At 71.9% G+C, this 26471-nt stretch carries 22 protein-coding genes, 2 tRNA genes and 1 pseudogene; 6 read left to right on the top strand and 19 right to left on the bottom strand.

Annotated elements, in window-relative coordinates; all coding sequences use genetic code 11:
• Positions 1-108 precede the first annotated feature (108 nt).
• The 4 genes from C7M71_RS18790 to C7M71_RS18775 form a co-directional block, all read right to left on the bottom strand.
• Positions 109-699 carry a 50S ribosomal protein L25/general stress protein Ctc gene (locus C7M71_RS18790; RefSeq protein ID WP_111490430.1) on the bottom strand — a complete coding sequence of 197 codons (591 nt, stop codon included), beginning with the start codon at positions 697-699 and terminating at the stop codon, positions 109-111.
• A 276-nt stretch (positions 700-975) separates the two neighbouring features.
• Positions 976-1956 carry a ribose-phosphate diphosphokinase gene (locus C7M71_RS18785; RefSeq protein WP_111490431.1) on the bottom strand — a complete coding sequence of 327 codons (981 nt, stop codon included), beginning with the start codon at positions 1954-1956 and terminating at the stop codon, positions 976-978.
• Positions 1957-2085: 129 nt separating this feature from the next.
• A complete protein-coding gene (glmU, locus tag C7M71_RS18780; protein ID WP_111490432.1) occupies positions 2086-3588 on the bottom strand; it encodes a bifunctional UDP-N-acetylglucosamine diphosphorylase/glucosamine-1-phosphate N-acetyltransferase GlmU in 1503 nt (500 codons plus the stop codon).
• A 130-nt stretch (positions 3589-3718) separates the two neighbouring features.
• Positions 3719-3791 (bottom strand) — tRNA-Gln (locus C7M71_RS18775).
• A gap of 218 nt (positions 3792-4009) precedes the next feature.
• On the opposite strand from C7M71_RS18775, the gene C7M71_RS18770 reads away from it, so the two are divergent.
• Entirely contained in the window at positions 4010-4963 is a 954-nt protein-coding gene (locus tag C7M71_RS18770) for an acyl-CoA desaturase (protein WP_407675915.1), read from the top strand.
• Positions 4964-5094: 131 nt separating this feature from the next.
• Complete coding sequence (locus C7M71_RS18765) at positions 5095-5697, top strand: TetR/AcrR family transcriptional regulator (protein ID WP_229759156.1); 603 nt, start codon at positions 5095-5097, stop codon at positions 5695-5697.
• Here C7M71_RS18765 and C7M71_RS18760 read toward each other — a convergent pair.
• The gene (locus C7M71_RS18760; protein ID WP_111490435.1) at positions 5694-6494 is read right to left on the bottom strand and encodes a trans-aconitate 2-methyltransferase; all 801 of its coding nucleotides are present in this window, start codon (positions 6492-6494) and stop codon (positions 5694-5696) included. The genes C7M71_RS18765 and C7M71_RS18760 overlap by 4 nt on opposite strands.
• 102 nt (positions 6495-6596) lie before the next feature.
• On the opposite strand from C7M71_RS18760, the gene C7M71_RS18755 reads away from it, so the two are divergent.
• Positions 6597-7094, top strand: coding sequence for a MarR family winged helix-turn-helix transcriptional regulator (locus C7M71_RS18755; protein WP_111490436.1), 498 nt, complete (start codon positions 6597-6599; stop codon positions 7092-7094).
• Between the two features lie 2 nt (positions 7095-7096).
• Here C7M71_RS18755 and C7M71_RS18750 read toward each other — a convergent pair whose 3' ends face one another.
• From C7M71_RS18750 to galT, 5 genes and pseudogenes are all read right to left on the bottom strand, one after another.
• Positions 7097-8608: a polysaccharide biosynthesis protein gene (locus C7M71_RS18750; protein ID WP_111490437.1), complete on the bottom strand. Its 1512-nt coding sequence runs from the start codon at positions 8606-8608 to the stop codon at positions 7097-7099.
• A gap of 40 nt (positions 8609-8648) precedes the next feature.
• A pseudogene (locus tag C7M71_RS18745) lies at positions 8649-8831 on the bottom strand (LuxR C-terminal-related transcriptional regulator); the annotation flags it as partial.
• Between the two features lie 695 nt (positions 8832-9526).
• Positions 9527-10702, bottom strand: a complete 1176-nt coding sequence (galK, locus tag C7M71_RS18740; RefSeq protein WP_407675990.1) for a galactokinase — start codon at positions 10700-10702, stop codon at positions 9527-9529.
• Between the two features lie 5 nt (positions 10703-10707).
• On the bottom strand, positions 10708-11685 hold the full coding sequence (gene galE, locus C7M71_RS18735; protein ID WP_111495140.1) for a UDP-glucose 4-epimerase GalE: 978 nt from the start codon (positions 11683-11685) through the stop codon (positions 10708-10710).
• A complete protein-coding gene (gene galT, locus C7M71_RS18730; protein ID WP_111495138.1) occupies positions 11682-12857 on the bottom strand; it encodes a galactose-1-phosphate uridylyltransferase in 1176 nt (391 codons plus the stop codon). Before galT ends, galE begins: the two co-directional genes overlap by 4 nt.
• Before the next feature lie 112 nt (positions 12858-12969).
• On the opposite strand from galT, the gene C7M71_RS18725 reads away from it, so the two are divergent.
• Positions 12970-13713, top strand: a complete 744-nt coding sequence (locus C7M71_RS18725) for a nucleoside/nucleotide kinase family protein (protein ID WP_265737666.1) — start codon at positions 12970-12972, stop codon at positions 13711-13713.
• Positions 13714-13779: 66 nt separating this feature from the next.
• Here C7M71_RS18725 and C7M71_RS18720 read toward each other — a convergent pair.
• A tRNA-Thr gene (locus C7M71_RS18720) sits at positions 13780-13852 on the bottom strand.
• Positions 13853-14003: 151 nt separating this feature from the next.
• Here C7M71_RS18720 and C7M71_RS18715 point away from each other — a divergent pair.
• Entirely contained in the window at positions 14004-14834 is an 831-nt protein-coding gene (locus tag C7M71_RS18715) for a PP2C family protein-serine/threonine phosphatase (protein WP_111492068.1), read from the top strand.
• 157 nt (positions 14835-14991) lie between these two features.
• The gene (locus tag C7M71_RS18710; protein ID WP_175607706.1) at positions 14992-16011 is read left to right on the top strand and encodes an MASE1 domain-containing protein; all 1020 of its coding nucleotides are present in this window, start codon (positions 14992-14994) and stop codon (positions 16009-16011) included.
• Between the two features lie 7 nt (positions 16012-16018).
• Here C7M71_RS18710 and mycP read toward each other — a convergent pair whose 3' ends face one another.
• The 8 genes from mycP to metG all read right to left on the bottom strand — a co-directional run bounded on the left by mycP (position 16019) and on the right by metG (position 26441).
• On the bottom strand, positions 16019-17464 hold the full coding sequence (gene mycP, locus C7M71_RS18705) for a type VII secretion-associated serine protease mycosin (RefSeq protein WP_111492069.1): 1446 nt from the start codon (positions 17462-17464) through the stop codon (positions 16019-16021).
• An 86-nt stretch (positions 17465-17550) separates the two neighbouring features.
• Positions 17551-19179 (bottom strand): WXG100 family type VII secretion target, encoded by a 1629-nt coding sequence (locus C7M71_RS31075; RefSeq protein ID WP_175607705.1) that lies wholly within the window; start codon positions 19177-19179, stop codon positions 17551-17553.
• 116 nt (positions 19180-19295) lie between these two features.
• Positions 19296-19766, bottom strand: coding sequence for a hypothetical protein (locus tag C7M71_RS18695; protein WP_111492070.1), 471 nt, complete (start codon positions 19764-19766; stop codon positions 19296-19298).
• A gap of 202 nt (positions 19767-19968) precedes the next feature.
• Positions 19969-21765: an ABC-F family ATP-binding cassette domain-containing protein gene (locus C7M71_RS18690; protein ID WP_111492071.1), complete on the bottom strand. Its 1797-nt coding sequence runs from the start codon at positions 21763-21765 to the stop codon at positions 19969-19971.
• A 166-nt stretch (positions 21766-21931) separates the two neighbouring features.
• Positions 21932-22876 carry a 4-(cytidine 5'-diphospho)-2-C-methyl-D-erythritol kinase gene (locus C7M71_RS18685; protein WP_111492072.1) on the bottom strand — a complete coding sequence of 315 codons (945 nt, stop codon included), beginning with the start codon at positions 22874-22876 and terminating at the stop codon, positions 21932-21934.
• Between the two features lie 27 nt (positions 22877-22903).
• Positions 22904-23746 carry a 16S rRNA (adenine(1518)-N(6)/adenine(1519)-N(6))-dimethyltransferase RsmA gene (gene rsmA / locus C7M71_RS18680; RefSeq protein WP_229759154.1) on the bottom strand — a complete coding sequence of 281 codons (843 nt, stop codon included), beginning with the start codon at positions 23744-23746 and terminating at the stop codon, positions 22904-22906.
• A 161-nt stretch (positions 23747-23907) separates the two neighbouring features.
• Positions 23908-24774 carry a TatD family hydrolase gene (locus C7M71_RS18675; RefSeq protein ID WP_111492074.1) on the bottom strand — a complete coding sequence of 289 codons (867 nt, stop codon included), beginning with the start codon at positions 24772-24774 and terminating at the stop codon, positions 23908-23910.
• A 59-nt stretch (positions 24775-24833) separates the two neighbouring features.
• Positions 24834-26441, bottom strand: a complete 1608-nt coding sequence (gene metG, locus C7M71_RS18670; RefSeq protein ID WP_111492075.1) for a methionine--tRNA ligase — start codon at positions 26439-26441, stop codon at positions 24834-24836.
• Positions 26442-26471: the final 30 nt, after the last annotated feature.

The following is a 26471-nucleotide window of genomic DNA, read 5'->3' as shown; positions in this document are numbered from 1 at the left end:
CCGGACCCCGCCGCCGCCCACCGACGCCCGGTCGGGCCCACGGCACACCGCTGCCCCGGCCCGCCGGAGCGGACCGGGGCAGCGGTCTGGCAGGGGTCCGCGACCGGATCAGCCCTCGGTGCCCTCGGCGGCCTCCGCGGCCTCCTCGGAGGGGGCCTCGGCCTGGGCGGCGACGACCTGGAGCACCACGGTCTCCGGGTCGACGGAGAGGATGGTGCCCTTGGGCAGCGTGATGTCCTTGGCGTGGATGGAGACGCCGGCCTCCAGGCCCTCGATGGAGACGGTGACGTTCTCCGGCAGGTGGGTGGCCTCGGCCTCCACCGGGAGCGCGTTGAGCATGTACTCCAGCAGGTTGCCGCCCGGGGCCAGCTCGCCCTCGGTCAGCACCGGGATCTCGACGGTGACCTTCTCGCCGCGCCGCACCAGCAGCAGGTCGACGTGCTCCAGGAAGCCCTTGATCGCGTCGCGCTGCACGGCCTTGGGCAGCACGAACTCGTCCTTGCCCTCGATCGGCAGGGAGATCAGCACATTGGGGGTCTTCAGGGCCATCATCAGGGCGTGGCCGGGCAGGTTCAGGTGGACCGGCGCCTGACCGTGGCCGTAGACGACACCCGGGACCAGGCCGGCACGGCGGGCACGGCGGGCAGCGCCCTTGCCGAACTCGGTACGGGGCTCAGCGGCAAGACGGACCTCGGACACGACAGCACTCCTCGTGGCATACGCGGGGTGCGGACGGAACAACAGAAAGCCGCCGGGACCACACCCTCGGAAATTCGGGGCAGTTCACTCGGCGGCGGCACGCAGATGGCTTGCAGGCAGCGCGTCGATCACGGAAGCAGAGCCCTCGCGAGCCGTACGGCCTCCCTCGCCGAGCAACCCCGCAAGTCTACCCGCAGGCCAAGCCTGCACGAAATCGGCCCACCGCCGGGGTGTCCCGGCGGTGGGCCGCTCAGTCAGCGCAGTCCGCTCAGGCGGTCAGTTGTGCACGCCCTCGAAGAGGCTGGTCACCGATCCGTCCTCGAAGACCTCGCGGATCGCGGCGGCGATCGACGGCGCGATCGACAGCGTGGTGACCTTGTCCATCTCCAGCGACGCCGGCGTCGGCAGCGTGTTGGTGAAGACGAACTCGCTCACCCGGGAGTTCTTCAGCCGGTCCGCGGCCGGGCCGGAGAGCACCCCGTGGGTCGCCGCCACGATGACGTCCGCCGCGCCGTTGTCGAAGAGCGCGTCGGCGGCGGCGCAGATGGTGCCCGCCGTGTCGATCATGTCGTCGACCAGCACGCAGACCCGGTCCCGGACGTCACCGACCACCTCGGCCGACATCACCTTGTTGGCCACATTGGGGTCGCGCCGCTTGTGGATGATCGCCAGCGGCGCACCCAGCCGGTCCGACCACTGGTCGGCGACCCGCACCCGGCCCGCGTCCGGCGAGACCACCGTCAGCCGGCCCGCCGGCACCCGGGTGGCCACATAGTCGGCCAGCAGCGGCAGCGCGAAGAGGTGGTCCACCGGGCCGTTGAAGAAGCCCTGGATCTGCGCGGTGTGCAGATCCACCGCCATCAGCCGGTCGGCGCCCGCCGTCCGCAGCAGATCGGCGATCAGCCGGGCCGAGATCGGCTCCCGGCCCAGGTGCTTCTTGTCCTGGCGGGCGTATCCGTAGAACGGCAGGATCGCGGTGATGCTCCGGGCGGAGGCCCGCTTCAGAGCATCGATCATGATCAGCTGTTCCATGATCCACTGGTTGATCGGCGCCGTGTGGCTCTGCACCACGAAGCAGTCCGCGCCGCGCGCCGAGTCCATGAACCGGACGTAGATCTCACCGTTGGCGAAGTCGAACGCCTTGGTCGGGACCAGTTCTGTCCCCAGCTGCTCGGCGATCTCCCTCGCCAGTTCCGGGTGGGCTCGGCCGGAGAAGAGTCGAAGGTTCTTCTCACCGGACGTGGTGATGCCGGTCACTGCACCGTCTCCTCGGTTGCTGCCGCACGCGGGTCCACGCTCCAGAACCGGGCGACTGGCCTTTCAAAAAGGGAAACGCCACCGCAGGCCGAGCCATCGGGAACCCGCAGCGCACGCATGTCCACCAGGTTACGCGCCCGTGGCGGAAGCGTCCGCCCCGGGACCTCCCGCAGCCCGCTCCCCGGCCTTCCGCGCCTCCCGGGCCGCCGCCGCTGCCTGCGCCGCCGCAGTACCCGCACGGCGCCGCTCCACCCAGCCCTCGATGTTCCGCTGCTCCGCCCGGGCCACCGCCAGCGCCCCCGCCGGCACATCCTTGGTGATCACCGATCCGGCCGCCGTGTAGACGCCGTCCCCCACCGTCACCGGGGCCACGAACATATTGTCCGAACCCGTCCGGCAGTGGGCCCCGACCACCGTGCGGTGCTTGTTGACGCCGTCGTAGTTGACCGTCACCGACGCCGCGCCGATGTTGCTGCCCTCACCGATCTCGGCATCGCCGATGTACGACAGGTGCGGCACCTTGGCGCCCTCGCCCAGCTCCGAGTTCTTGAGCTCCACATAGGTGCCGGCCTTCGCCTTCCGGCCCAGCCGCGTCCCCGGCCGCAGATACGCGTAGGGGCCCACCGACGCCTCCGGGCCGATCTCCGCCCGGTCCGCCGTGGCGTTGCTCACATGCGCCCCGGCCCCCACCGAGGTGTCGGTCAGCGTGCAGTTGGGGCCCACCTCGGCACCCTCGCCCAGGTGGGTCGCGCCGTGCAGCTGGGTGTTCGGGTGCACCACCGCGTCCGGCTCATAGGTCACCTGGACGTCGAACCAGGTCGTCGCCGGGTCCACCACCGTCACCCCGGCCCGCATCGCCTGCTCCAGCAGCCGGTCGTTGAGGATCCGGCGGGCCTGCGCCAGCTGCACCCGGTCGTTGATCCCCAGGATGTCCCGGTAGTCCCCGGCGACCACCGCGCCCACCCGGTGCCCCGCCGCCCGCAGGATCTCCAGGGTGTCGGTCAGATACTCCTCACCCTGGCTGTTGTCCGTACGCAGCTGCCCCAGCGCCTCCGCCAGCAGCTTGCCGTCGAAGGCGAAGACCCCCGAGTTGATCTCGGAGACCGCCCGCTGCTCCTCGGTGGCGTCCTTGTGCTCCACGATCGCCGCCACCGCGCCGTCGCCGTCGCGCAGGATGCGGCCGTACCCGGCGGCGTCCGGCACCACGGCGGTGAGCACGGTCACCCCGTTGCCCTGCGCCGCGTGCTCGTCCGCCAGCGCCCGCAGGGTCTCCCCGGTCAGCAGCGGCGCGTCGCCGGTGGTCACCACCACCGTGCCGTCCGCCGCCACCCCGTCGGCGGCCAGCGCGGCCAGCGCCACCCGCACCGCGTGCCCGGTGCCCTTCTGCTCCTCCTGGACGGCGGTGCGCACCCCGGGGTCCACCTCGGCCAGATGCGCCGCGACCTTCTCCTTCAGGTGCCCGACCACCACCACCAGCTGTCCCGGCCGCAGCTCCCGCCCCGCCGCCACGGCATGCCCGACCAGGCTGCGCCCGCCCATGGCGTGCAGCACCTTGGGCAGCGACGGTGACTTCATGCGGGTGCCCTCACCCGCGGCAAGGACGATGACGGCGGCGGGAGAATTGGCGCTCACGCGGGAGGCTCCTCGGCATCACTGGAGGGTGTGGACAGTCCCGGCGGCGGACCCGGTCCACCGAACATCGGTTCCACGGCCCCTGCCGGGCTGGACCGACAATACCGGCGGCCGGCGCGGATGAAGGAAGCTCCGCTGCCAGGATTTGAACCTGGACCAAGGGGACCAAAACCCCGTGTGCTGCCTGGTTACACCACAGCGGATCATGCCAGGGCGCACCGGCGCGGAGCGCGCCGGCAGCCACCTGCCGGGAGACCACTATGCCGTAACAGCACCTGCGGAGGCGACGCCACCGGTCGATCGGATGTGACCCGTCCGGCGTAGGCGCCCTTCCCCTGGGGCCTCCGCCGTACTTACGATGCCGTAGGTTACGCGACCGTAGGCGTGCCCTCGCCCGCCCGCGACCCGACAAGGGATGCCCATGACCATCCAGCCCGCCGATACCCGCCCCGACGAGGCCGAACCGCTGCCGCTCGCCACACTGGGGGGCGACCGGCAGGGCACGCTCGAACGAGTGACGCTCACCCTCTTCATCGTGGCGCCGTTCCTGGCGCTGGTCGCCGCCGTCCCCGTGGTCTGGGGCTGGGGGGTGGGAGTGCGCGACCTGGTGATCATGACGGTGATGTACTTCCTGACCTGCCATGGCATCACCGTCGGCTTCCACCGGTGCTTCACCCATGGCTCCTTCAAGCCCAACCGGCCGCTCAAGATCGCCCTGGCCATCGCGGGCAGCCTGGCCATCGAGGGCCCGCTGGTCCGCTGGGTGGCCGACCACCGCAAGCACCACCGGTTCTCCGACAAGGAGGGCGACCCGCACTCGCCGTGGCGCTACGGCGAGACGGTGCCTGCCCTGCTGAAGGGCCTCTTCTGGGCCCACCTCGGATGGATGTTCGACGAGGAGCAGACCGACCAGCGCAAGTACGCCCCCGACCTGATCAAGGACGACGACATCCGCCGGATCTCCCGGCAGTTCGCGCTCTGGACCCTGGTCTCGCTGCTGATCCCGCCGCTGGTCGGCGGAGTGCTCTCGTGGTCCTGGCAGGGCGCGCTGACCGCCTTCTTCTGGGGCTCCCTGGTCCGCATGGCACTGCTGCACCACGTCACCTGGTCGATCAACTCCATCTGCCACGCCGTCGGCAGGCGCCCGTTCCGCTCCCGCGACCGGTCCGGCAACGTCTGGTGGCTGGCGGTGCTCTCCTGCGGCGAGTCATGGCACAACCTGCACCACGCCGACCCGACCTCCGCCCGGCACGGGGTGCTCAAGGGGCAGCTGGACTCCTCCGCCCGGATCATCCGCTGGTTCGAGCTCGCGGGCTGGGCCCGCGACGTGCGCTGGCCGAACCGGGAGCGGGTGGAGTCTCGCCGCGCGGAATGACCGCCCGCCCGCCTGGCCGGTTGCATAAGAATGGGGACGTGAACGGGAGCAGCGGCGGCAGCGCAGACGGTACGGCCGGCCCTCCGGCGGGACGCGAGCGGCGGCCGGCCCGGCGGGGCAGCCGGGTGCGGATGACGGGCAAGCAGCGCCGGGAGCAGCTGCTGGACATCGGCCGCACGCTGTTCGCCGAGCGGGGCTACGACGGCACCTCGGTGGAGGAGATCGCGGCCAAGGCCGGCGTGTCCAAGCCGGTGGTGTACGAGCACTTCGGCGGCAAGGAGGGGCTGTACGCGGTCGTGGTGGACCGGGAGATGCAGCTGCTGCTGGACATGGTCACCGGGGCGCTGACCGGCGGCCACCCCCGGGTGCTGCTGGAGGAGGCGGCGTTCGCGCTGCTGGACTACATCGAGACCTCCACCGACGGCTTCCGGATCCTGGTCCGCGACTCCCCGGTGGCGCAGTCCACCGGCACCTTCGCCTCCCTGATCAGCGACATCGCCACCCAGGTCGAGGACATTCTGGGCCTGGAGTTCAAGTCGCGGGGCTTCGACCCGAAGCTGGCGCCGATGTACTCGCAGATGCTGGTCGGCATGGTGGCGCTGACCGGCCAGTGGTGGCTGGAGGTGCGCAAACCCAAGAAGGCCGAGGTCGCGGCGCACCTGGTCAACCTGGCCTGGCACGGCCTGGAGGGCATGGAGCGCCGCCCCCGGCTGATGGGCGACCGCAAGAACTAAGCAGTCCTGGCAACCACGAAAATGCGGCGGAACGGGAAGACGGTGCCATGCGGCCCGGCCGGATAGGCGGTCCGCAGCAGGCCGCGGTACTCGTCCAGGAAGGCCTCCCGGTCACCGCCCCGCAAGGCGCCGAGGACCGGCCGCAGCGCGGTGCCCTTGACCCACTCCAGGACCGGATCCTCGCCCGGCAGCAGCAGGTGGTACGCGGTCTCCCAGACATCGACCGCGCACCCGTGCCCGGCCAGCAGCTCCAGGTACTCCCCCGGCTCCCCCACCGAGGCGTCCCGGCGGGCACCCTCGCCCACCAGCGGCGCCCACCGCGCACTGCCGCGCAGCTCGGCCAGCAGCGCATGGCTGGGCGCCCCGAAGTTGCCGGGCACCTGGAAGGCCAGCACGCCCCCGGGCCGCAGCGCCCGGACCCAGCGATCGAGCACCCCCTCGTGGTCCGGCACCCACTGGAGCAGCGCATTGGAAACCACCAGGTCCGGAGATTCACCCGAAGGGTCGTATTCGCCGGCGTCGGCCTCGGCGTAGTCGGTGCTGCCGGAGCCGCCCCGATGGGGCCCGGCATGGGTGGCCCGGGCCCGCTCCAGCATCTGCGGGGAGTTGTCCAGGCCGGTGATCCTGGCGTCGGGCCAGCGCAGGGCCAGCGGGGCGGTGGAGTTCCCCGGGCCGCAGCCGATGTCCAGGATGCGCTGCGGGTTCAGCTCCGCCGGGACCCGGGCGAGGAGGTCGCGGAGCGGCCGGGTGCGCTCGTCCTCGTAGCGGAGGTACTGGTCGGGATCCCACGGTGCCATGACCGCCCCAAACTATCTCGACGTCAAGATACTTCCAGCCTCCCCTCGGCCTTTCTCGATGTCAAGAGACTTCACGTCGACACGACCACTACACTGATCGCCATGGAGGACGAGGTCGACCGACTGGTTGCTGCATGGCGCCGAGAGCGCCCGGACCTCGACGTGGAACCACTTGAGGTGCTCAGCCGCGTCAGCAGGCTGGCCCGCCACCTCGACCGGGCCCGCCGCACCGCCTTTGCCGAGCACGGACTGGAGCCCTGGGAGTTCGACGTCCTGACCGCGCTCCGCCGCGCCGGCATGCCCTACCAGCTCTCCCCGGGCCAACTGCTCACCCAGACCCTGGTCACCTCGGGCACCATGACCAACCGCATCGACCGACTGGCCGGCAAGGGCCTGGTCCAGCGGCTCCCCGACCCCGGCGACCGGCGCGGCGTGCTGGTCCGGCTCACCGACGCCGGGCGCAACCGCGCGGACGAGGCGCTGGCGGGCCTGCTGGACCACGAACGCGCCCTGCTGGCCGAGCTGACCGACACCCAGCGCCATGAACTCGCCGGGCTGCTGCGCCGGCTGGTCGCCCCCTTCGACAACATCCCCGGCTGACGTCAGAAACCGTCCGGATACGGCGCGGCCAGCGCCGGCGCCGGCTCCGGCGTCCGGTAGCCCGGCAGCAGCACCGCCATCCTGCGCCGCACCTCCTCGTCCGCATTGACGTCCGCCGCCTTGTACAGCCCCGTCAACCCGCCCGCCAGATCCTCCGGACCCGCACCCTCCCCCACGAGCGTGGCATAGATGCGCGGATGGGCCGTCGGCAGCCGCTCCTCCCCCTCCGAGAAGAGCGCCTCATTGAGCTTCTCGCCGGCCCGCAACCCGGTGAAGCGGATCTCCACATCGTCCACATCCAGGCTGACCTGCCGCGCGAAGTTGTGCACCAGATCCACGATCCGCACCGGCTCCCCCATGTCCAGCACGAACACCTCACCACCCCGCGCCATCCGCCCCGCCTCCAGCACCAGCCCCACGGCCTCCTCGATGGTCATGAAGAACCGCGTCACATCCGGATGCGTGATGGTCACCGGCCCCCCGCTGCGCATCTGCTCCGCCAGCACCGACAGCAGCGACCCCCGCGACCCCAGCACATTGCCGAACCGCACCGCCGAGAAGACCCCCGTCCCCAGATTCCTGGCATCCCGCGCATTGGCCTGCACGATCAGCTCCGCCAGCCGCTTGCTCGCCCCCAGCACCGACGTGGGATCCGCCGCCTTGTCCGTGGAGATCAGCACAAACCGCTCGACCCCCGTCGCCAGCGCCGCCTCCACCAGATGGTCCGTCCCCAGCACATTGGACTTCACCGCCTCCGACGGATGGCGCTCCAGCAGCGGCAGATGCTTGTGCGCCGCCGCATGGAACACCACCTCCGGCCGCAGATCCCGGAAGATCTGCTGGATACGCGGGCGATCCCGGATGTCCGCGATCACCAGCGACTCGTCCGTCAGCAGCGCCTCGCCCCAGATGTCCAGCTGCAACCGGTGCAGATTGGACTCGTCATGGTCCAGCATGTACAGCTCACTCGGCCCGAACGCATGCACCTGCCGGCAGAGCTCGCTGCCGATCGACCCACCCGCCCCGGTCACCAGCACCCGCCGCCCGGCGATCACCGACCGCGCATCGGACGAGGCCACATGCACCTCATGACGGCCGATCAGCTTGTTCACATCCAGGGTGCGCATATCCGAGCCGACCACCTCCCGCCGCAGCGCCGCGAGGAACGACGGCAGATACCGCACCGAAGCCCCCGCCGCCGCAGCGGCGGTCGCCAGCCCCCGCACCGTCTGGTGCGGCAGCCCCGGGATGGCCAGCACCACCACCTGCACCCCGTGCTCCAGAGCCAGGTCGGTGAGCCGCTCCAGCGCCCCCAGCACCGGCACCGTACGCTCACCCGCCGGCAGCACAGTCCCGATCTTGCCCGGGTCGTCGTCCAGCACCCCGACCGGGTCAAGCCCGAACTCGGGAGTACGGACCAGATCCCGGACCAGCGCGGACCCCGCCGAGCCCGCCCCGACCACCAGGGTCCGCAGGACCCCGGCCACGCTCTTCCGACTGGTGGATGGCGACATATGTCTCTCCGATTCCGTGACCTGACGGAGGGGTTCCCGGTCAACCGCCGACCGGGACGGCCTCGGCGGGCCCGACACCGGCCCGCCGCGCCGACGCCACCGCGGCCAGCGTGGAGTGCACGCCGAGTCTGCCCAGGACGTTCTGCATATGGGTACGCACCGTGTGCGGCGAGAGGTACAACCGGTCCCTCCCCAGCCCCGCCACCAAGCAGCGCAGCACCTGCTCGCCCTCGACATCCACATCGGGCCCGGCAGCCGGCGCCTCGGCAAAGATGCGGTGGCCATCGACCACCAGGACACGAATCCGCCCCACGGTAAACCCCCTACCCCGGGGGCTCGGCAGACGGAAGATCCCCTACAAAGCCGACTCGCCCCCCAGCGCCGGCCCCCACCGGCACCGGGAATCAGCGTACGGGCACGACCCCGACATCGGTGGGGATTCTGTAAACATCCCGGCACCAACCCACCCACACCAGCCCCCCAAGGACAGACCTCCCCTCCGGCCGCAGAGGACAGACAGAGAGAGCGGGGGGAATCACCCCAGCCCCCCACGGACAAACCCTCCCCCCGGCCGCAGAGGGCAGACACAGAGACGGGGAACACCCCACCCACGCACAGACCCTCCGCCCAGGAGCAGGGGCAGACAGCTAGACGGGGAACACCACCCCAGCCACGCACGGACAGACCTTCCCCCCACCGGGCGGAGGGTGGCGGACGGGTAGGGGTGGGGGGTCCCGGACACTCAGGAGGATGCCGACGGTTCCCCCGGAGCGAGGAACGAGCGCAGGGGGACACCGGCGAGCACCGGACGTCCGGGACCCCCCACCCCGGACCGGCCGACACCCGCACCAGCCCAACAACCCCAACCACCCACGCAGCACCACGACCCGCAAAGAACCACGCCCCAGCGAAGCCCCTTCACCCCACCCGCCGCGCCCCCTCCGACGGCACCGCCGTGAACGCCCTGGGCGCCCCGTACCCCGCAGCCCCGAACGCCGCCGCCACCACCCCCGCAACCCGCTCGACGTCCCCCTCAGCCACCAGCGCCACCACGGACCCCCCGAAGCCGCCCCCCGTCATCCGAGCCCCCAGCGCACCCGCCGCCACCGCAGCCTCCACCGCCAGATCGGTCTCCGCACAGGACACCCGGAAGTCGTCCCGCAGCGAGGCATGCCCAGCCGTGAGCACCGGCCCCACCCCCCGCAGATCCCCGGCGTCCAGCAGCCCGATCACCTGCTCCACCCGAGCGTCCTCGGTGACCACATGCCGCACCAGAGCCCGCAACTCCAACTCCCCCTCAGGCAGCCGCTCCAGCGCCGCCCCCAGCCCCTCGTACGCCACATCCCGCAGCGCCCGCACCCCCAGCAGCCCCGCAGCCCGCTCGCAGCCCGCCCGCCGCTCCGCATAGGCCCCGTCCGCCAGATCGTGCTTGACCCGGGTGTCCAGCACCAGCAGCCGCAGCCCGGCCGCCCCCAGATCCAGCGGAACCTGGCGCTGCGACAGGTCCCGGGTGTCCAGGAAGAGCGCACCGCCCGCCAGACAGCAGGTGGACGCCATCTGGTCCATGATCCCGCAGGGCACTCCCACAAAGGCGTTCTCGGCCCGCTGCGCGATCAGGGCCAGCTGCACCGCCGAGAGCCCCAGCCCGTACAGGTCGTTGTAGGCCGCCGCCACCACGCACTCCAGCGCCGCCGACGAGGAGAGCCCCGCCCCCGTGGGTACGTCGCTGTCGATGTGCACATCGGCGCCGCCCACCACATGCCCGGCGTCCCGCAGCGCCCACACCACCCCCGCCGGATACTTCGCCCACCCCTCGACGCCGCCGGGCGCCAACGCCTCCACGGCGAGTTCGACGACCGCGACAGGTCCATCGCCCTGGGCGCTGTGCAACCGCAGCACCCCGTCCGTCCGCCGCCGCACCGCCGCCCGCGCCGCCTGCGGCAGAGCAACAGGCAGCACAAAGCCGTCGTTGTAGTCGGTGTGCTCGCCGATCAGGTTGACCCGGCCCGGCGCGGCCCACACGCCCTCCGGTTCGGCGCCGTACACGGCCGCGAATCCCTCGGCCTCCAGCTTGCCCCGCACAGCATCCACCAGATCCACTAGAGCGTCCCCTCCTGAGCGCATGCGAACCTCCAGGCATCCGCGACGATCCCGTCCAACTCGGTGCGGCGGGGCCGCCAGCCCAACACCGCCCTGGCCCGCTCGGCGGAGGCGACCAGCACCGCCGGGTCGCCGGGCCGGCGTTCCGCCGCCACGGCGGGGATGTCCCGGCCGGTGACCCGGCGGACCGCCGCCACGACCTCCCGTACCGAGAACCCGCTGCCGTTCCCCAGGTTGCACACCAGGTGCTCGCCAGGCCTGGCGGCGTCCAGCGCCAGCAGATGGGCCTCGGCCAGGTCGGCCACATGGATGTAGTCGCGGACGCAGGTACCGTCCGGCGTCGGGTAGTCGTCGCCGTACACCGAGATGTGCGGCCGCCTGCCCAGGGCCACCTGGAGGACCAGCGGGATCAGATGCGACTCCGGTTGGTGCCGCTCGCCGTAGGGCCCGTAGGCGCCCGCCACATTGAAGTACCGCAGCGAGACGGCGGCCAGGCCGTGCGCCGCGCACTCCCCGGCGATCATGTGGTCCACGGCGAGCTTGGTCGCGCCGTACGGGTTGGTGGGGGCGGTGGGCGCCGTCTCCTCGATCGGCACCCGCTCCGGCTCGCCGTAGGTGGCGGCGGTGCTGGAGAAGACCAGCCTGCGCACCCCGGCCTTGCGCATCGCGGCGATCAGCTCCAGCGACCCGGCGACGTTGTTGCGCCAGTACTTCTCCGGGTCGGCGACCGACTCGCCCACCTGCGAGAAGGCGGCGAAGTGCAGCACCGCGTCATAGGAGCCGTCCAGTACGTCCCCGGCGTCCTGCACCCGCCCGCGTACGAACTCGGCCCCGGCCGGCACGCCCTCCGTGAACCCGGTCGACAGGTCGTCCAGCACCGTCACCCCGTGCCCGGCCTCCAGCAGATGGGCCGCGACGACGCTGCCGACATAGCCAGCCCCGCCGGTGACCAGATACTTCCGCGTCGGCTGGCTCATGGTGCGACCTCCCGCAGGCGCTGCGCCGCCCGTTCCGGCGACACATCGTTGATGAACACGTCCATGCCGGACTCGCTGCCCGCCAGGAACTTGAGCCTGCCCACCGTACGCCGGACCGTGAACAGCTCCAGGTGCAGCGCCAGCTCGGTCGCCGCCGGGGAACCCCCGGCCGCGCCCTGCCGGACCGGCGCCTGGTGCCAGGCCGCGATGTACGGCGTGGGCGTGGCCTGCACCGTCTGCCCGTCCTCGACGAAGAGCCGGTCGAAGCGCCGCAGCAACTCCAGGTAGACGCCCGGGAACTCGGCCCGCTCTGCCTCGGTCAACGCGGTGAGGTCGGAGACCCTCCTACGGGGGTACAGGTGCACCTCGTAGGGCCAGTGCGCCGCGTAGGGCACAAAGGCCGTCCAGTGCTCCGCCGCGATCACCACGCGGTCCCTGCTGCGGTCGCCGCTCCGCACCGCCTCCTCATGCAGGGCCGACTCCCTCGCCAGCAGGTCCTCGAAGAGGTTGCGGCCGGTGCGCCTCCGGTGCGCCGCCGCGGAGGCGAGCATCCGCTCGGTGCGCGGCGTGGTGAACGGGTACCCGTAGATCTGGCCGTGCGGATGACCGAGCGTCACCCCGATCTCGGCGCCCCGGTTCTCGAAGCAGAAGACCTGCTCCACGCCCGCCATCGCGGACAGCTCCGCCGTGCGGTCGGTCCAGGTGTCCAGCACCAGCCGGGCCTGCTCCGGGCTGAGGTCGGCGAAGGAGTGGTCGTGCTCCTGCGTAAAGCACACCACCTCACACCGCCCGACCCCCGCCCGCCCGACCCCCGCCCGCGCGCCGTCCCCCGTCCCCCCATAGCCGGGATAGTGCGCCGCCGCGTCGAAGGCCAGCGACGGAAAGCGGTTCTCGAAGACGACCACCTGGTAGTCGGCGGCCGGGATCTCGCTCTGCCGGCCGTCCCGGGAGGGACAGAGCGGGCACTCGTCGGCCGGCGGGTGGTAGATGCGGCCCTGCCGGTGGGCGGCGATGGCGACCCACTCGTCCAGCACCGGGTCGTAGCGGATCTCCGAGAGGCTGGCGGTCGGCTCCAGCGGCCGGGGGTCCACCGCGTCCCGTACCGCGGTGTCATCGGCGTCGTAGTAGATCAACTCGCGCCCGTCGGCCAGCTTGGTCGTCGTCTTCCTCACAGCCTCCACCTCTCCCGGACCGGTACCACCTCCAACATTTTCGAACACAACACACCAGCAGTCAACATCCGGCCACCCAGCACTGCGCCCCGGGTCGGGCCATGCTGTCCCCATGCAGCAACAGCCCCACCCCACCAACCCCACCACCCCTGACGCCCCCGCCACCCCTGACACCCCTGACACCCCCGACATCCCCACCACCCCCGACACCCTCGAAGACCTGCTCACCACCGCCCTCCGCCTCCCCGGCCCCCGCACCTCCGGCACCCCCCGCACCCTCCTGGGCCTCGCCGGGCCGCCCGGAGCCGGCAAGTCCGTCCTCGCCCGCGCCCTGGTCCAGGCCGCCGACGACCGCCTCGGCCCCGGCACCGCCGCCTATGTCCCGCTGGACGGCTTCCACCTCTCCAACGCCCAGTTGCGCCGGCTCGCCCTCACCGACCGCAAGGGCTCACCCCCGAGCTTCGACGCCCACGGCTACGCCGCCCTGCTCGCCCGGATCGCCGCCGCCCCGCCGCACGACATTTACGTCCCCGACTACGACCGCACCCTGCACGAACCCGTCGCCGCCCGGCACACCGTCCACCCCCACTGCCGTCTGGTGGTCACCGAGGGCAACTACCTCGCCCTGGACGCCCCCGGCTGGCGCGAAGCCCGCGCCCGGCTGCACGCCCTCTGGTACGTCCACGCCCCGGACGACCTGCGCGAACGCCGCCTCCACAGCCGCCACCTCGGCAACGGCTCCTCCCCCGAGCAGACCACCGCCCGCATCACCGGCAACGACCGCCCCAACGGCGAGGCCGTCAAAGCCTCCCGCCCCCACTGCGACCGCGTCGTCCTGGCCCCACCACTCGGCTGAACGACCGAACACACCCGAACACGACGAAGGCCCCCGCCGTGATGGCGGGGGCCTTCGACCCTGCGGAGCCCCAATACGGAATCGAACCGTAGACCTTCTCCTTACCATGGAGACGCTCTGCCGACTGAGCTATTGGGGCGAGCGAGGAAGACATTACATGGTCATCGGCGCGAACACGAAATCGACGCGAGAGACCCCAGCCGCCCGTCCAGAACCTGCGGACACCTCCGGATGGCGGCCAACAGGACTAAACTGCCATAAGAGATATTCCGGAACGCCTCGGAGCGGCCATGAGCCGACACCGCGCCACCACGTCCGACAGCACCGGGGAACTCCTGGCCACCCTTGAGCACCTCGTCGACCAGGCCCGCGACCGGATCAAGCTTCAACAGGTCCGGGCGGAGCTGGCCGTGGCGCTCCAGCGCCATATGCTCCCGCGCGAGCTGCCGACCGTCTCCGGCCTGCGGATCGCGGCCCGGTACACACCCTCGCGGGACGGGCTGGACATCGGCGGCGACTGGTACGACGCGTTCCCCATGCCGGACCGATCGGTCGGGCTCGCCATCGGCGACGTGCAGGGCCATGACGTGGAGGCGGTGGCCTTCATGGGGCAGGTCCGCACCAGCCTGCGGGCGGTCGCCAATGCCACCAACGACCCGGGGGAGGTCCTGAGCTGCGCCAATGACCTGCTCATCTCGATGGACTGCGGCCTCTTCGCGACCTGCTGCTTCCTCTGCTTCGACCCGCTCACCGGCGCTCTGGCCGCCTCCCGGGCCGGCCATGTCCCGGTGGTCTGGGCCACCGCCGCGGGCCGCTGCGGCATCGCCCTCGACTCCGGCGGCCTGCCGCTCGGCATCATGCCCGGCGAGCGCTATCCGACCATCCGGCGACGGCTGACCGAGGCTGGGGCCTTCGTCCTGGTCACCGACGGGGTGGTGGAAGGGCCGTCCTTCCCGATCGAGGAGGGCCTGGCCCGGGTGGCCCAACTGGTCCGGACCGGCTTCGACGCCGACCCCGACGACCTGGCGGCAGCGGTGATGAGGGTGGCCGACCTGACCGGCCACAGCGACGACGCCGCCGTCCTGGTCGCCCGCTACGACGGGGTTCCCTACCCGGCGTGACCCGGGCTCGACGCCCCGTGGCAGCCGAATCCCGCGAATCGCCGCCCGGGACGCTGCCATGCCGCGAACGAACGGATAAGACCTATATGTCGCTTACTTACCTTCCGTGACGATGCTCCCGGCATGTTGAGGCTTGCGGGACACGAGAGGCCCCCTGATGACTGCTGTGGTGCACAACGAGCGGCTCCGGCGCTACGGCGTGGCGGGCCTCCAGATCCTCGCCGTCGCCGCCGCCTACTACGGTGCCGGCAAGCTGGGGCTTCTCCTGGACGTGGTGAAGGGCCAGATCACACCGCTGTGGCCGCCCACCGGTATCGCGCTGGCCGCCCTGCTGGTCCTCGGCCTGCGGACCTGGCCCGGCATCACTCTCGGCGCCTACCTGATCGAGATCTCGATCGAGCCGATTGCCTCGTCTCCCGCAGTCCTGGTGATCACCGCAGGGAACACCCTCGCCCCGCTCTGCGCCTATCTGCTGCTCCGCCGCGTGGGGTTCCGCGATGAGCTGGACCGGTTCCAGGACGCGCTCGCGCTGGTCTTCCTCGGCGCCCTGGTGGGGATGCTGGTCAGCGCGACCCTGGGCACCGGCGCACTGGAACTCGCCGGTGGGCTGCCGTCCGGCGGCTTCTGGCAGTCCTGGTCGGCGTACTGGGCGGGCGACGCGATGGGCGTACTCGTGGTCGCCCCGGTCCTGCTCGTCCTGCGCCGAGCCCACTGGCCGAGAGGCGTCCCGCTGTCCCGCTGGGCCGAGGCGGCGGCACTGCTGGCGGGGACGCTCCTCGTCGCCGATGTGGCGACCGGCGCCGCCACCCGGCTCTTCCTCTTCTTCCCGCTGCTGATCTGGGCCGCGTTCCGCTTCCAACGGGCCGGGGCGGCACCCTGCGCCCTGATCATGTCGGCCCTGGTGACCCTGGCGTCCGCACGGAACTCGGGCCCGTTCGCCGGCCATGACCTCTTCACCAACATGGTCACCCTCCAGGCGTTCAACGTCTGCGCATCACTGACCGCGCTGCTGCTCGCAGCGGTCATCTCCGAACGGAACCGGACCCACGAGGAGATCAAGCGGGTCTGCGCCCAGCTCTCCGAGGTGGTGGCCACCCTGGAACCGCGCGAGCCCACCCCTCGCTGGCCGCCGCCCCAGGAGGACTGCGAGCAGGCCGACGAGGACCGGGCCGTCTGAACCGCCGCTACTGCCGCGGCGGCGTGCCCCCACTGCCCCCGTACGGGCCGCCGGGCGGAGGACCGAAGGACCCGCTGGGCGGGACCTGGTACTGCTGGGGCGGGTACTGCTGCGGCGGGTACGGCTGCGCATAGGGGTTGCCGCCCCCGTACGGGCCGCCACCGCTCGGCGGCTGGTTGCCACCGCCACGGCCACGGCGGACCAGCACGATCACCACGACCGCCACCACCACGAGCACGCCGGCACCCACACCGATCCAGAGCCCGACCCCGCTCCCGCTCCCGCCACCGTCATCGGCCTTCGCGGCGGGCACCGGCACCGGCGCAGCAGAACCCCCGCCACCCTCGGACCCGGCCCCGGACCCGGGCGCCTGCGACACCGCCCCCGACGGCCCCCCGCCCGCCGACGCACTCGGCGCCGCCGAACCACCCGCAGCCAGCAGCGGGTTCACATCCGCCGGCCCAGGGTCACCCGGCTCACTCAACGCCACCCGAGGCCGCACCACGCCATACCCGAGATAGTCCGACCGCTCCGCACCGTCAGCGGGCTTGCTGGCCGTATTGATCAGCACCCGGAGGACCTGGTTCGCCGTCCACTCGGGATGCTTGGCCCACACCAGCGCCGCCGAAGCGGAGACCAGCGCGGTCGCATCGCTGGTGCCATGGGACTTGCAGTAGCCCGAGGGGCCTGTGCAGGCATGGAACATATCGGTGCCCGGCGCCGCCAGCGCGACCTGAGGGCCGTGCTCGGATTCCCCTGTGACCTGCGTTTTCTGATCGACGGCCGAGACGCCGACGACCCCCGGCAGGGCTGCGGGGTAGATCACCGGGTTGCCGCTGTCGCCATTGTTGCCCACCGCCGCGACAAGGAGCTTTCCCTTTGACATCGCATAGTCGACCGCTTTTTGAAGCTCTGCGTCGGACTCGCCGGATCCCACCGACATATTGAGAATCCTGGCGTCACTGTCGGCAGCGTACCGAATCGCCTTGCTCAACTGTCCAAGGAATTCTGGCGCATGTTCCGCCTCGTTATCGGATACGGCTCCGACGCGCACCGAAAGGATCTTGGCCTCGGGCGCGAGGCCATATCCGCCCTTTCCGCCGAGCCCCTTGCCGGTCCCGGCGATCATCGCAGCGATGCCAGTGCCATGGCCTTTCGCGTCGACGGTGGAACCACCGGAGAGGTCGGAGAAGTTCTTTCCGTCCTCCACTTGCCCTACCAGGTCGGGGTGGTTCGCGTTCACGCCGGTGTCGATCACTGCGACGGTCACGCCTTTACCCGTGGACGACTTCCACATGTTCGGAGCCTGCATGGCGTCGAGGTACCACTGATTCGACCGGATGGAATCGGCCGCGCTCGCAGGCACAACGGCCAAGCCGCTACCGAGCAGCAGCGAGCCGACAGTCAAGACCTCGGCGACCCACCTGCGTGATCCCCTGCTCGATAGCAGCATCAACTCTCCTCGGCGTCTTGCCCGAATGCTGGCCCGGACGGACATGGCTGCCCGGTCCCGCAGGATCGGGCAGCCGACACGGGTCCTTACTCAATCACAGTCGGATTACTGTCCGGCGTTCCTGAGGTCCACGTTTCCTCGTCCTCCAGCAGGTAGTCGGGGCGCTGCCCGCGACGGCCCTTGGAATTCCTTGCCGCGCCGGCACCGCCACCGGGCTGCATGCCCTGGCCGGCACGGTCGCCGGCCGCTGCTTCGCCCCCGGCCCGGGCACGAAGTCCGGAACCACCCGGGGTGAACTCGCCGCCGTTGCCGGGGCCACGGCGTCCGCCGACCATCCCGCCCTCTTCCATGGCGAGCCTGCGGCCCGAGGATGCCCCGGACGCCCGGCCCGCACCGCCCCCGAGGCCACCGCCCGCGCCGGCTCCGCCACCCATGGCGCCGCCCTCCACCTCGCGACCGCCGCCCGGGAAACCACCACGGCTGCCGCCGAGGCCGCTGCCCCGACCCGCCGTCCCGCCGGGTGTCTCCGCCGCCCCGGCGCCGATCGCCGAGCCGCCGTAGCCGCCACGGCGTCCGGCAGTGCCACCGGCGATGCCGCCCTCTCGCTCACCGATGACCGAGCCGCCGAAGCCTCCCCGGCCCCCGCCGCCGCCCCCGACGCCTCCACCTCTGCCGGAGCCTCCTGTGCTGCCCGGCACGACCGCACGACCGCCACCGGGGTTCCTGAGCGAACCCGTCCCGGGACGGGTGCTGCCGCCTCCGGGGAGGGCCCCGCCCGTACCGGGGAGCCCGGTCGGCGGGGCGGTGACCGTACCGCCCCCCTGGCCACCCGTGCCGGGAGGCGGTCCGCTGGTGACGTCGGGCGACCTGGGCGCGAGGGTGACGCCGTCGATTCCGGTACTCGCGAGGGGAGCGGCCGAGCCGCCTCCCACCACGGGCGAGTGGGGAGCCGAGACGGTGCCGCCCACCTGGCCGCCACCGCCACCGCCGGTCGAGCCGCTGCGGACGGTGGGGGTCGTCCCCTGGACGCGACCTCCACCGCCGCTGCCGGAGCCCGTGGAGCCACCGCTCCCCGAGGGGCCCACCGGCACATTGACGGACGCGTCATACGGCTCCGGCCGAGGCGGCATGACCGTGGTCGGGGTCGGCGGGAAGGTCGGGGTGGAGGCGGTGCTCATGATGTCCGTGGACATCTCGTACGACTGGCCCAGCTTCTCCATCTGCCGGATGGCCTGCTGGTGGGCGTCGTCGATCCGGGTCTGCGCCGCCTGGGCCTCGGAGGCGGTGACCCAGTTGGGGTTGGTCACTCCGGGCACCCGGCTCACCTCGGCACCGACCACGATGCCGGGGGTGGAGAGGGCACCGGGCAGGATCTTGGGCTGCGCCTGGTACTTCCGGACCAGCGCGATGTCGTCCTCCGGCACCGGCGGCATGGACGACCGCACCTCGGTCAGCGTGCTGCCCGCACTGTGCATGAACTCGCCGGCCGTCTTGGTGTACTGGGACAGGTCGTCGGTCGCGCTGGCGACCTTCCGGCCCCAGTCCTTGAACGCGTCGGCCGCGTCGCCGTCCCAGGCGAGGTTGTTCATGTGATGGGTGAGCTGATCCGCGATCTCCTTCATGGTGGAGCTCGCGGCCTTGAGCTTGTCCGAGACCGCGAGCACGGTCACCGGATCGGCGCTCTGCACCATGCCGTGGAGCCTGGTGTGGTCCATCCCCTCGAAGTTCGACCTGGCGCTGTAGGGGTTCGTTCCCCCGCCGTCCAACACCTCGTTCCCACCTTCCCCGTTGCTGCCGGGCCGGCTGCCCGCTGGTCAGCCGAGCCCGTCCCTCAGAAGCCGTTCTCCGTCGTGGTCGCCGCGGGCGACGGCGCCGTGGAAGGCGTGTCCGGGAGGCCCTTCGCCTTGTACGAGGCGTCCGTCCGGTCGCGGATCTTCCACAGCATGCGCAGCTGGTCCTCGTCCACGTTCTGGTAACCCCGGCGCGAGGCGTCGACGGTGATGCTCATCGCCTCGATCTGGTCCGCGAGCGTCTTCGACAGCTGCTCAAGGTTGGTGTGCACCGTGGTGTACGCCGTCATGAGGTCGCTCGCCTCGCCGAAGTCGGAGCCCAGGTGGCCCGCCGTCAGCTGCTGGTCGGCGATCCGCTTCGGACTCGCGGCCGAGTCGTCGAGATCGGCCAGCATCTGGTCCACCCGGTCCTTGAAGGTCTGCAGATGCTCCACCTCGGTGGAGAACGCCTTGCTGCCCACGGATGCGGCCAGCGCACGGTAGCCACCGCCGTCGGCCATCATCATCTGCATCGCAGTCCACCTCCCCCGTGCACGACACCCCTACAGCACCGTGCGTATCGCCCGTCGTCTCGGTATGGGTCGTCCTGTGGCGGTCGGCGTCATGGGACGGCGTCCGCCTGGGTCAAGCCTACTCAGCCTGACCGACCTCCCGTCAGGCCCCCGGCTGCGCAAGGGTCGTTCCGGTACGGATACGTCGACTGGGGCTACCCCGTCAGACGTCCTCGGCCAGGTCCAGCCAGCGCATCTCCAGCTCGTCGCGCTCGTCCTTGACCGCGCGGAGGCGGGTGTCGAGTTCGGCGATACGGGTGAAGTCGGTGGCGTGCTCGGCCATCTGGGCGTGCAGCTTGGCCTCCTGCTCCTCCAGCTTGGCGAGTTGGCGCTCGATCTTCTGGAGCTCCTTCTTGGCCGCGCGGGTGTCGCCCACGGGCTTGGCCGCCGGGGCGGCGGAGGCAGCGGCGGCGGAGGCTGCTTCGGCGATGCGGGCGCGGCGCTGAAGGTACTCGTCGACGCCGCCGGGGAGCATCCGCAGGGTGCGGTCGCCGAGCAGGGCGTACTGGGTGTCGGTGGTCCGCTCGATGAAGTAGCGGTCGTGGCTGACCACGATCATGGAGCCGGGCCAGCCGTCGAGGAGGTCCTCCAGCTGGGTGAGGGTCTCGATGTCCAGGTCGTTGGTGGGCTCGTCGAGGAAGAGCACATTGGGCTCGTCCATCAGCAGGCGCAGCAGTTGGAGGCGGCGGCGCTCGCCACCGGAGAGGTCGCCGACCGGCGTCCACTGCTTGTCCTTGCCGAAGCCGAACTGCTCGCAGAGCTGGCCGGCGGAGAGTTCGCGGCCCTTGCCGAGGTCGACGCGCTGGCGGACCCGCTCGACGGCCTCCAGGACGCGCCAGGCCGGGTCGAGTTCGGCGACCTCCTGGGAGAGGTAGGCGAGCTTGACGGTCCGGCCGACCTTCACGGTGCCGCCGGTGGGCTGCTTCTCGCCCTGGGTGGCGGCGGCCTCGGCCAGCGCCCGCATCAGGGAGGTCTTGCCGGAGCCGTTGACGCCCAGCAGGCCGACCCGGTCGCCGGGGCCGAGCTGCCAGGTGAGGTGGGCGAGGAGGGTCTTGGTACCGGCCTGGACGGTGACGTCCTTCAGCTCGAAGACGGTCTTGCCGAGCCGGGAGTTGGCGAACTTCATCAGCTCGCTGCGGTCGCGCGGCGGCGGCACGTCGGCGATCAGCTCATTGGCGGCCTCGACGCGGAACCGGGGCTTGGAGGTGCGGGCTGGGGCGCCCCGGCGCAGCCAGGCCAGCTCCTTGCGGACCAGGTTCTGCCGCTTGACCTCCTCGGTGGCGGCGATCCGGGACCGCTCGGCGCGGGCGAAGACATAGTCGGAGTAGCCGCCCTCGTACTCGTGGACGGCACCGCCCTGCACGTCCCACATACGGGTGCAGACCTGGTCCAGGAACCAGCGGTCGTGGGTGACGCAGACCAGGGCGGAGCGGCGGGCCCGCAGGTGGTCGGCCAGCCAGGCGATGCCTTCGACGTCGAGGTGGTTGGTGGGCTCGTCCAGGACGATCAGGTCCTGCTCGTCCAGCAGGAGCTTGGCGAGCGCGATGCGCCGCCGCTCGCCGCCGGAGAGCGGGCCGATGACGGTGTCCAGGCCCTGGGGGAAGCCGGGCAGGTCGAGGCCGCCGAAGAGGCCGGTGAGGATGTCGCGGATGCGGGCGTCACCGGCCCACTCGTGGTCGGCGCGGTCGCCGACGACCTCGTGCCGGACGGTGGCGGCGGGGTCGAGGGAGTCGTGCTGGGTGAGGACGCCGAGGCGCAGCCCGCCGGAGTGGACGACGCGGCCCGCGTCGGGGTCCTCCAGCTTGGCGAGGATGCGGATCAGGGTGGTCTTGCCGTCGCCGTTGCGGCCGACGACGCCGATCCGGTCGCCCTCGCTGACGCCGAGGGTGATGCCGTCGAGGAGGGCACGGGTGCCGTAGACCTTGCCGACGGTTTCGAGAGTGGCGAGGTTGACGGCCACGTGCGCTGCGCTCCTGGGGTGGGCTGGGGACTGCTGGGACTGCCGGGACTGCTGGGACTACTCGGGCTGGCTGGGGCTCTTCCGATGCACCAGGGTAGTGGGGTCGCCGGGACGGCCGGGCCACCTCGGGCGCCCTCCGGTGCCTACCGGCTCACGGCCGCCCGGCTCACCGCCGCCCGGTGACGGTCGCGCCGGGGACGGGGCCATGGGTGACCCGGACGGAACGGCAGGTCCCGGAGGCGGTGAGGGCGGCGGCGACGGTGGCGGCGGACTCGGCGTCCTTGGTGAGGAAGGCGCAGGTGGGTCCGGACCCGGAGACCAGGGTGCCGAGGGCGCCGCCGTCGGCACCGGCCCGGAGGGTGTCGGCGAGGGCGGGGCGCAGCGAGAGGGCGGCGGGCTGGAGGTCGTTGCCGAGGGCGGCTGCGAGGGCGACCGGGTCGCCGGCGGCGAGGGCGTCCAGCAGGGCGGGGTCGGGCTGGGGGTCGGGGACGGCGGCGGTGTCGGAGCCGGTACCGGCCTCGTCGCGCAGCCGGTCGCACTCGCGGAAGACGGCGGGGGTGGAGAGGCCGCCGTCGGCGACGGCGAAGACCCAGTGGAAGGTGCCGCCGGCCGGCAGGGGTTCCAGGATCTCGCCCCGGCCCCGGCCCAGGGCGACGCCGCCGAGCAGGGCGAAGGGCACATCGGAGCCGAGTTCGGCGGCCAGTTCCAGCAGGGTGCCGAACGGGGTGGCGGTGCCCCAGAGCGCATCGCAGGCGACCAGGGCGGCGGCGCCGTCGGCGCTGCCGCCGGCCATGCCGCCGGCCACCGGGATCTCCTTGGCGATGTGCAGGTGGACGTCGGGTCGGCGGCCGTGGCGGCGGGCGAGCAGCCGGGCGGCGCGGGCGGCCAGGTTGCTGCCGTCCAGCGGGACCTGGTCGGCGTCGGGGCCGGAGACGGTGATCCGCAGGGTGTCGGCCGGGGTGGCGGTGACCTCGTCGCCGAGGGCGACCGCGAAGAAGACATTGGCCAGGTCGTGGAAGCCGTCGGCGCGTCGGCCGCCGACCCCGAGCTGGACATTGACCTTGGCGGGCACGCGCACGGTGACGGACTGCGGGGGGGTGGGCACGGTCATGGCTCCTGTGGGCGCTGTGGGCGCGGGTCAGGCCGGGGTCGGCCGGTGCTCGGCGATGGCGGCGAACTGCTCGACGGTGAGGGCTTCGCCGCGCAGCCGGTGGTCCACCCCGGCGGCGGCGAGCGCCTGCTCGGCGGCGGCGGGGGAGCCGGCCCAGCCGGCCAGGGCGGCGCGCAGCGTCTTGCGGCGCTGGGCGAAGGCGGCGTCGACCACGGCGAAGACCTGCGCGCGGGTGGCGGTGGTCTTCGGCGGCTCCCGCCGCACCAGGGAGACCAGGCCGGAGTCGACATTGGGGGCGGGCCAGAAGACATTGCGGCCGATGGCGCCGGACCGCTTCACCTCGGCGTACCAGTTGGCCTTGACCGAGGGCACGCCGTAGACCTTGTTGCCGGGGCGGGCGGCGAGCCGGTCGGCGACCTCGGACTGCACCATGACCAGGCTGCGGTCGATGCTGGGGAAGGCCGCCAGCATGTGCAGCAGGACCGGTACGGCGACGTTGTAGGGGAGGTTGGCGACCAGGGCGGTGGGCGGCGGGCCGGGGAGTTCGGTGACGTCCATGGCGTCGGCGTGCACCAGGGTGAACCGGTCGGCCCGGTCGGGCATCCGGGCGGCGACGGTGGTGGGCAGGTGCTCGGCCAGCACCGGGTCGATCTCCACGGCGGTGACCCGGTCGGCGGCCTCCAGCAGGGCCAGGGTGAGGGAGCCCAGCCCGGGGCCGACCTCCAGCACCACGTCCTCCGGCCGGACCTCGGCGGCGCGCACGATGCGGCGGACCGTGTTGGCGTCGATGACGAAGTTCTGCCCGCGCTGCTTGGTCGGCCGGACGCCGAGGGCCTTGGCCAGCTCCCGGACGTCGGAGGGGCCGAGCAGATGGCTGTCGGAACTGTCCGGGGCGTCGGGGCCGTCGGGGCCGTCGGGGGTCTGGCTGCTGCCGGGGGTCTGGCTGGGACTGGTGCTCACTCCCCTAGGGTACGGACCTCCGGGCTGCGCCCCGCCCGCACCGTACGCCCCGCCCGCGCCGTACGCCCCGCTCAGTAGTCGAAGGCCCGGGCGGTGTTGGCGGCGACGGCCGCGGCGAGCTCGTCCTCGGTGACGCCCTTGACCCCGGCCATGGCACGCAGGGTGACCGGGATCAGATAGGGGGCGTTGGGTCGGCCCCGGTACGGGGCGGGGGTGAGGAACGGGGCGTCGGTCTCGACCAGCAGCAGCTCCAGCGGGGCGGCGGCGAGGGCGTCCCGCAGCGGCTGGGCGGACTTGAAGGTGACATTGCCGGCGAAGGACAGGTAGTAGCCGCGCTCGGCGCAGGTCTTGGCCATCTCGGCGTCGCCGGAGTAGCAGTGGAAGACGGTCCGCTCGGGGGCGCCCTCCTCCTCCAGGATGCGCAGCACGTCCTCATGGGCCTCGCGGTCATGGATGACCAGGGCCTTGGAGTGCCGCTTGGCGATGGCGATATGGCGGCGGAAGGACTCCTGCTGGATCTCCACGCCCTCCGGCCCGGTACGGAAGTAGTCGAGGCCGGTCTCGCCGACGGCCCGTACCCGCTCCTGCCCGGCCAGCGCGTCGATCTCGGCCAGCGCCTCGTCCAGGGCGTTGGCGCCGCCGGGGGCGCGGCGCTGCCCGCTCCAGTCGTCGGGGTCGCCGAGGACGATCCGGGGTGCCTCGTTGGGGTGCAGGGCGACGGCGGCCCAGACCGACTCATGGGCGGCGGCGAGTTCGGCGGCCCAGCGGGAGCCGGGAATGTCGCAGCCGACCTGGACCACGGTGGTGACGCCGACGGCGGCGGCCTTGGCCAGGCCCTCCTCCGGGGTGCCCTGCTGCATGTCCAGGTGGGTGTGGGAGTCGGCGACGGCGACGGCCAGCGGCTCGGGCAGCGGGGGCGGCGCGGACTTGCTGCTCATGGGTGGGGTCCTCCGGGAGGGGCGCGGCGGGGGCGGGTCGGGCCGCCCCCGCCGCGCCGTCAGGCGTCCTTCTTCTCTTCCAGGCGGGGGAAGAGGATGTCGCCCTTGGTGACGGTGACGCCGGCGGGCAGCCGGCCCCAGTCGGCGGTCTCGCCGATGCGCTGGTCGGCGAGGGCGCCCAGGGCGGCTTCGGCGCCGAGGGAGTCCCAGAGCTTGGCCGCGGTGGTGGGCATCACCGGGTTGAGCAGCACGGCGACGGCGCGCAGCGACTCGGCGGCGGTGTAGAGGATGGTGGCGAGCCGGGCCTGGCCCTCGTCCGTGGTGTCCTTGGCGACCTTCCACGGCTGCTGCTCGGTGAGGTAGCCGTTGACCTGCCGGACGAACTCGAAGACCGCGGCGATGCCGCCGGCGAAGTCGATCTGCTCGCCGATCCGGTCGTCGGCCTCGGCGACGGCCTTGGCGAGCCCGGCGGCGACGGCCTGCTCGGCGGCGCCGGCCGCGGGAGCGGCGGGCAGCTTGCCGTCGAAGTACTTGCCGATCATGGCGGCGACCCGGGAGGCCAGGTTGCCGAAGTCATTGGCCAGCTCGGAGGTGTAGCGGGCGGTGAAGTCCTCCCAGGAGAAGGAGCCGTCCTGGCCGAACTGGATGGCGCGCAGGAAGTACCAGCGGTAGGCGTCTACGCCGAAGTGCGAGGTGAGGTCCTGCGGGGCGATGCCGGTGAGGTTGGACTTGCTCATCTTCTCGCCGCCGACCATCAGCCAGCCGTTGGCGACGACCCGCTTGGGCAGCGGCAGGCCCTGCGCCATCAGCATGGCGGGCCAGATCACCGCGTGGAAGCGGAGGATGTCCTTGCCGACCAGGTGCACATCGGCGGGGAAGGTGGCGTCGAACTTCGCCGGGTCCGCGCCGTAGCCGACGGCGGTGGCGTAGTTGAGCAGCGCGTCCACCCAGACGTAGATGACGTGCTTGGGGTCCCAGGGGATCGGGATGCCCCAGTCGAAGGTGGAGCGGGAGATGGAGAGGTCCTGGAGGCCCTGCCGGACGAACTGGAGCACCTCGTTGCGGGCCGACTCGGGCTGGATGAAGCCGGGGTTGGCCTCGTAGAACTCCAGCAGCTTGGGGCCGTACGCGCCGAGCTTGAAGAAGTAGTTCTCCTCCTTCAGCATCTCCACCGGGCGCTTGTGGATGGGGCACAGCTTGGCGCCGTCCTCGCCGTCCAGCAGCTCGCCGGGGGTCTTGTACTCCTCGCAGCCGACGCAGTAAGGGCCCTCGTAGCCGCCCTGGTAGATCTCGCCCTTGTCGTACAGGTCCTGGACGAACTCCTGCACCCGCTGGGTGTGCCGCTGCTGGGTGGTGCGGATGAAGTCGTCGTTGGCGATGCCCAGGTGGTCCCAGAGGGGCTTCCACGCCTCCTCGACGAGCCGGTCGCACCACTCCTGCGGGGTGACGCCGTTGGCCTCTGCGGTGCGCATGATCTTCTGACCGTGCTCGTCCGTGCCGGTGAGGTACCACACCTTCTCGCCGCGCTGGCGGTGCCAGCGGGTGAGCACGTCGCCTGCGACGGTCGTGTAGGCGTGGCCCAGGTGGGGGCGATCGTTGACGTAGTAGATCGGCGTGGTGACGTAGTACGCCGACGCCCCGTTGCTGTTGGTTCCAGTGGCCGCCATAGCGGAATCCTATCCGTCGCCGGGTGCACC

It is taken from the genome of Peterkaempfera bronchialis (assembly GCF_003258605.2).
GTDB classification, from domain to species: Bacteria; Actinomycetota; Actinomycetes; order Streptomycetales; family Streptomycetaceae; genus Peterkaempfera; species Peterkaempfera bronchialis.
This window is presented reverse-complemented; position numbering and strand designations above follow the sequence as displayed.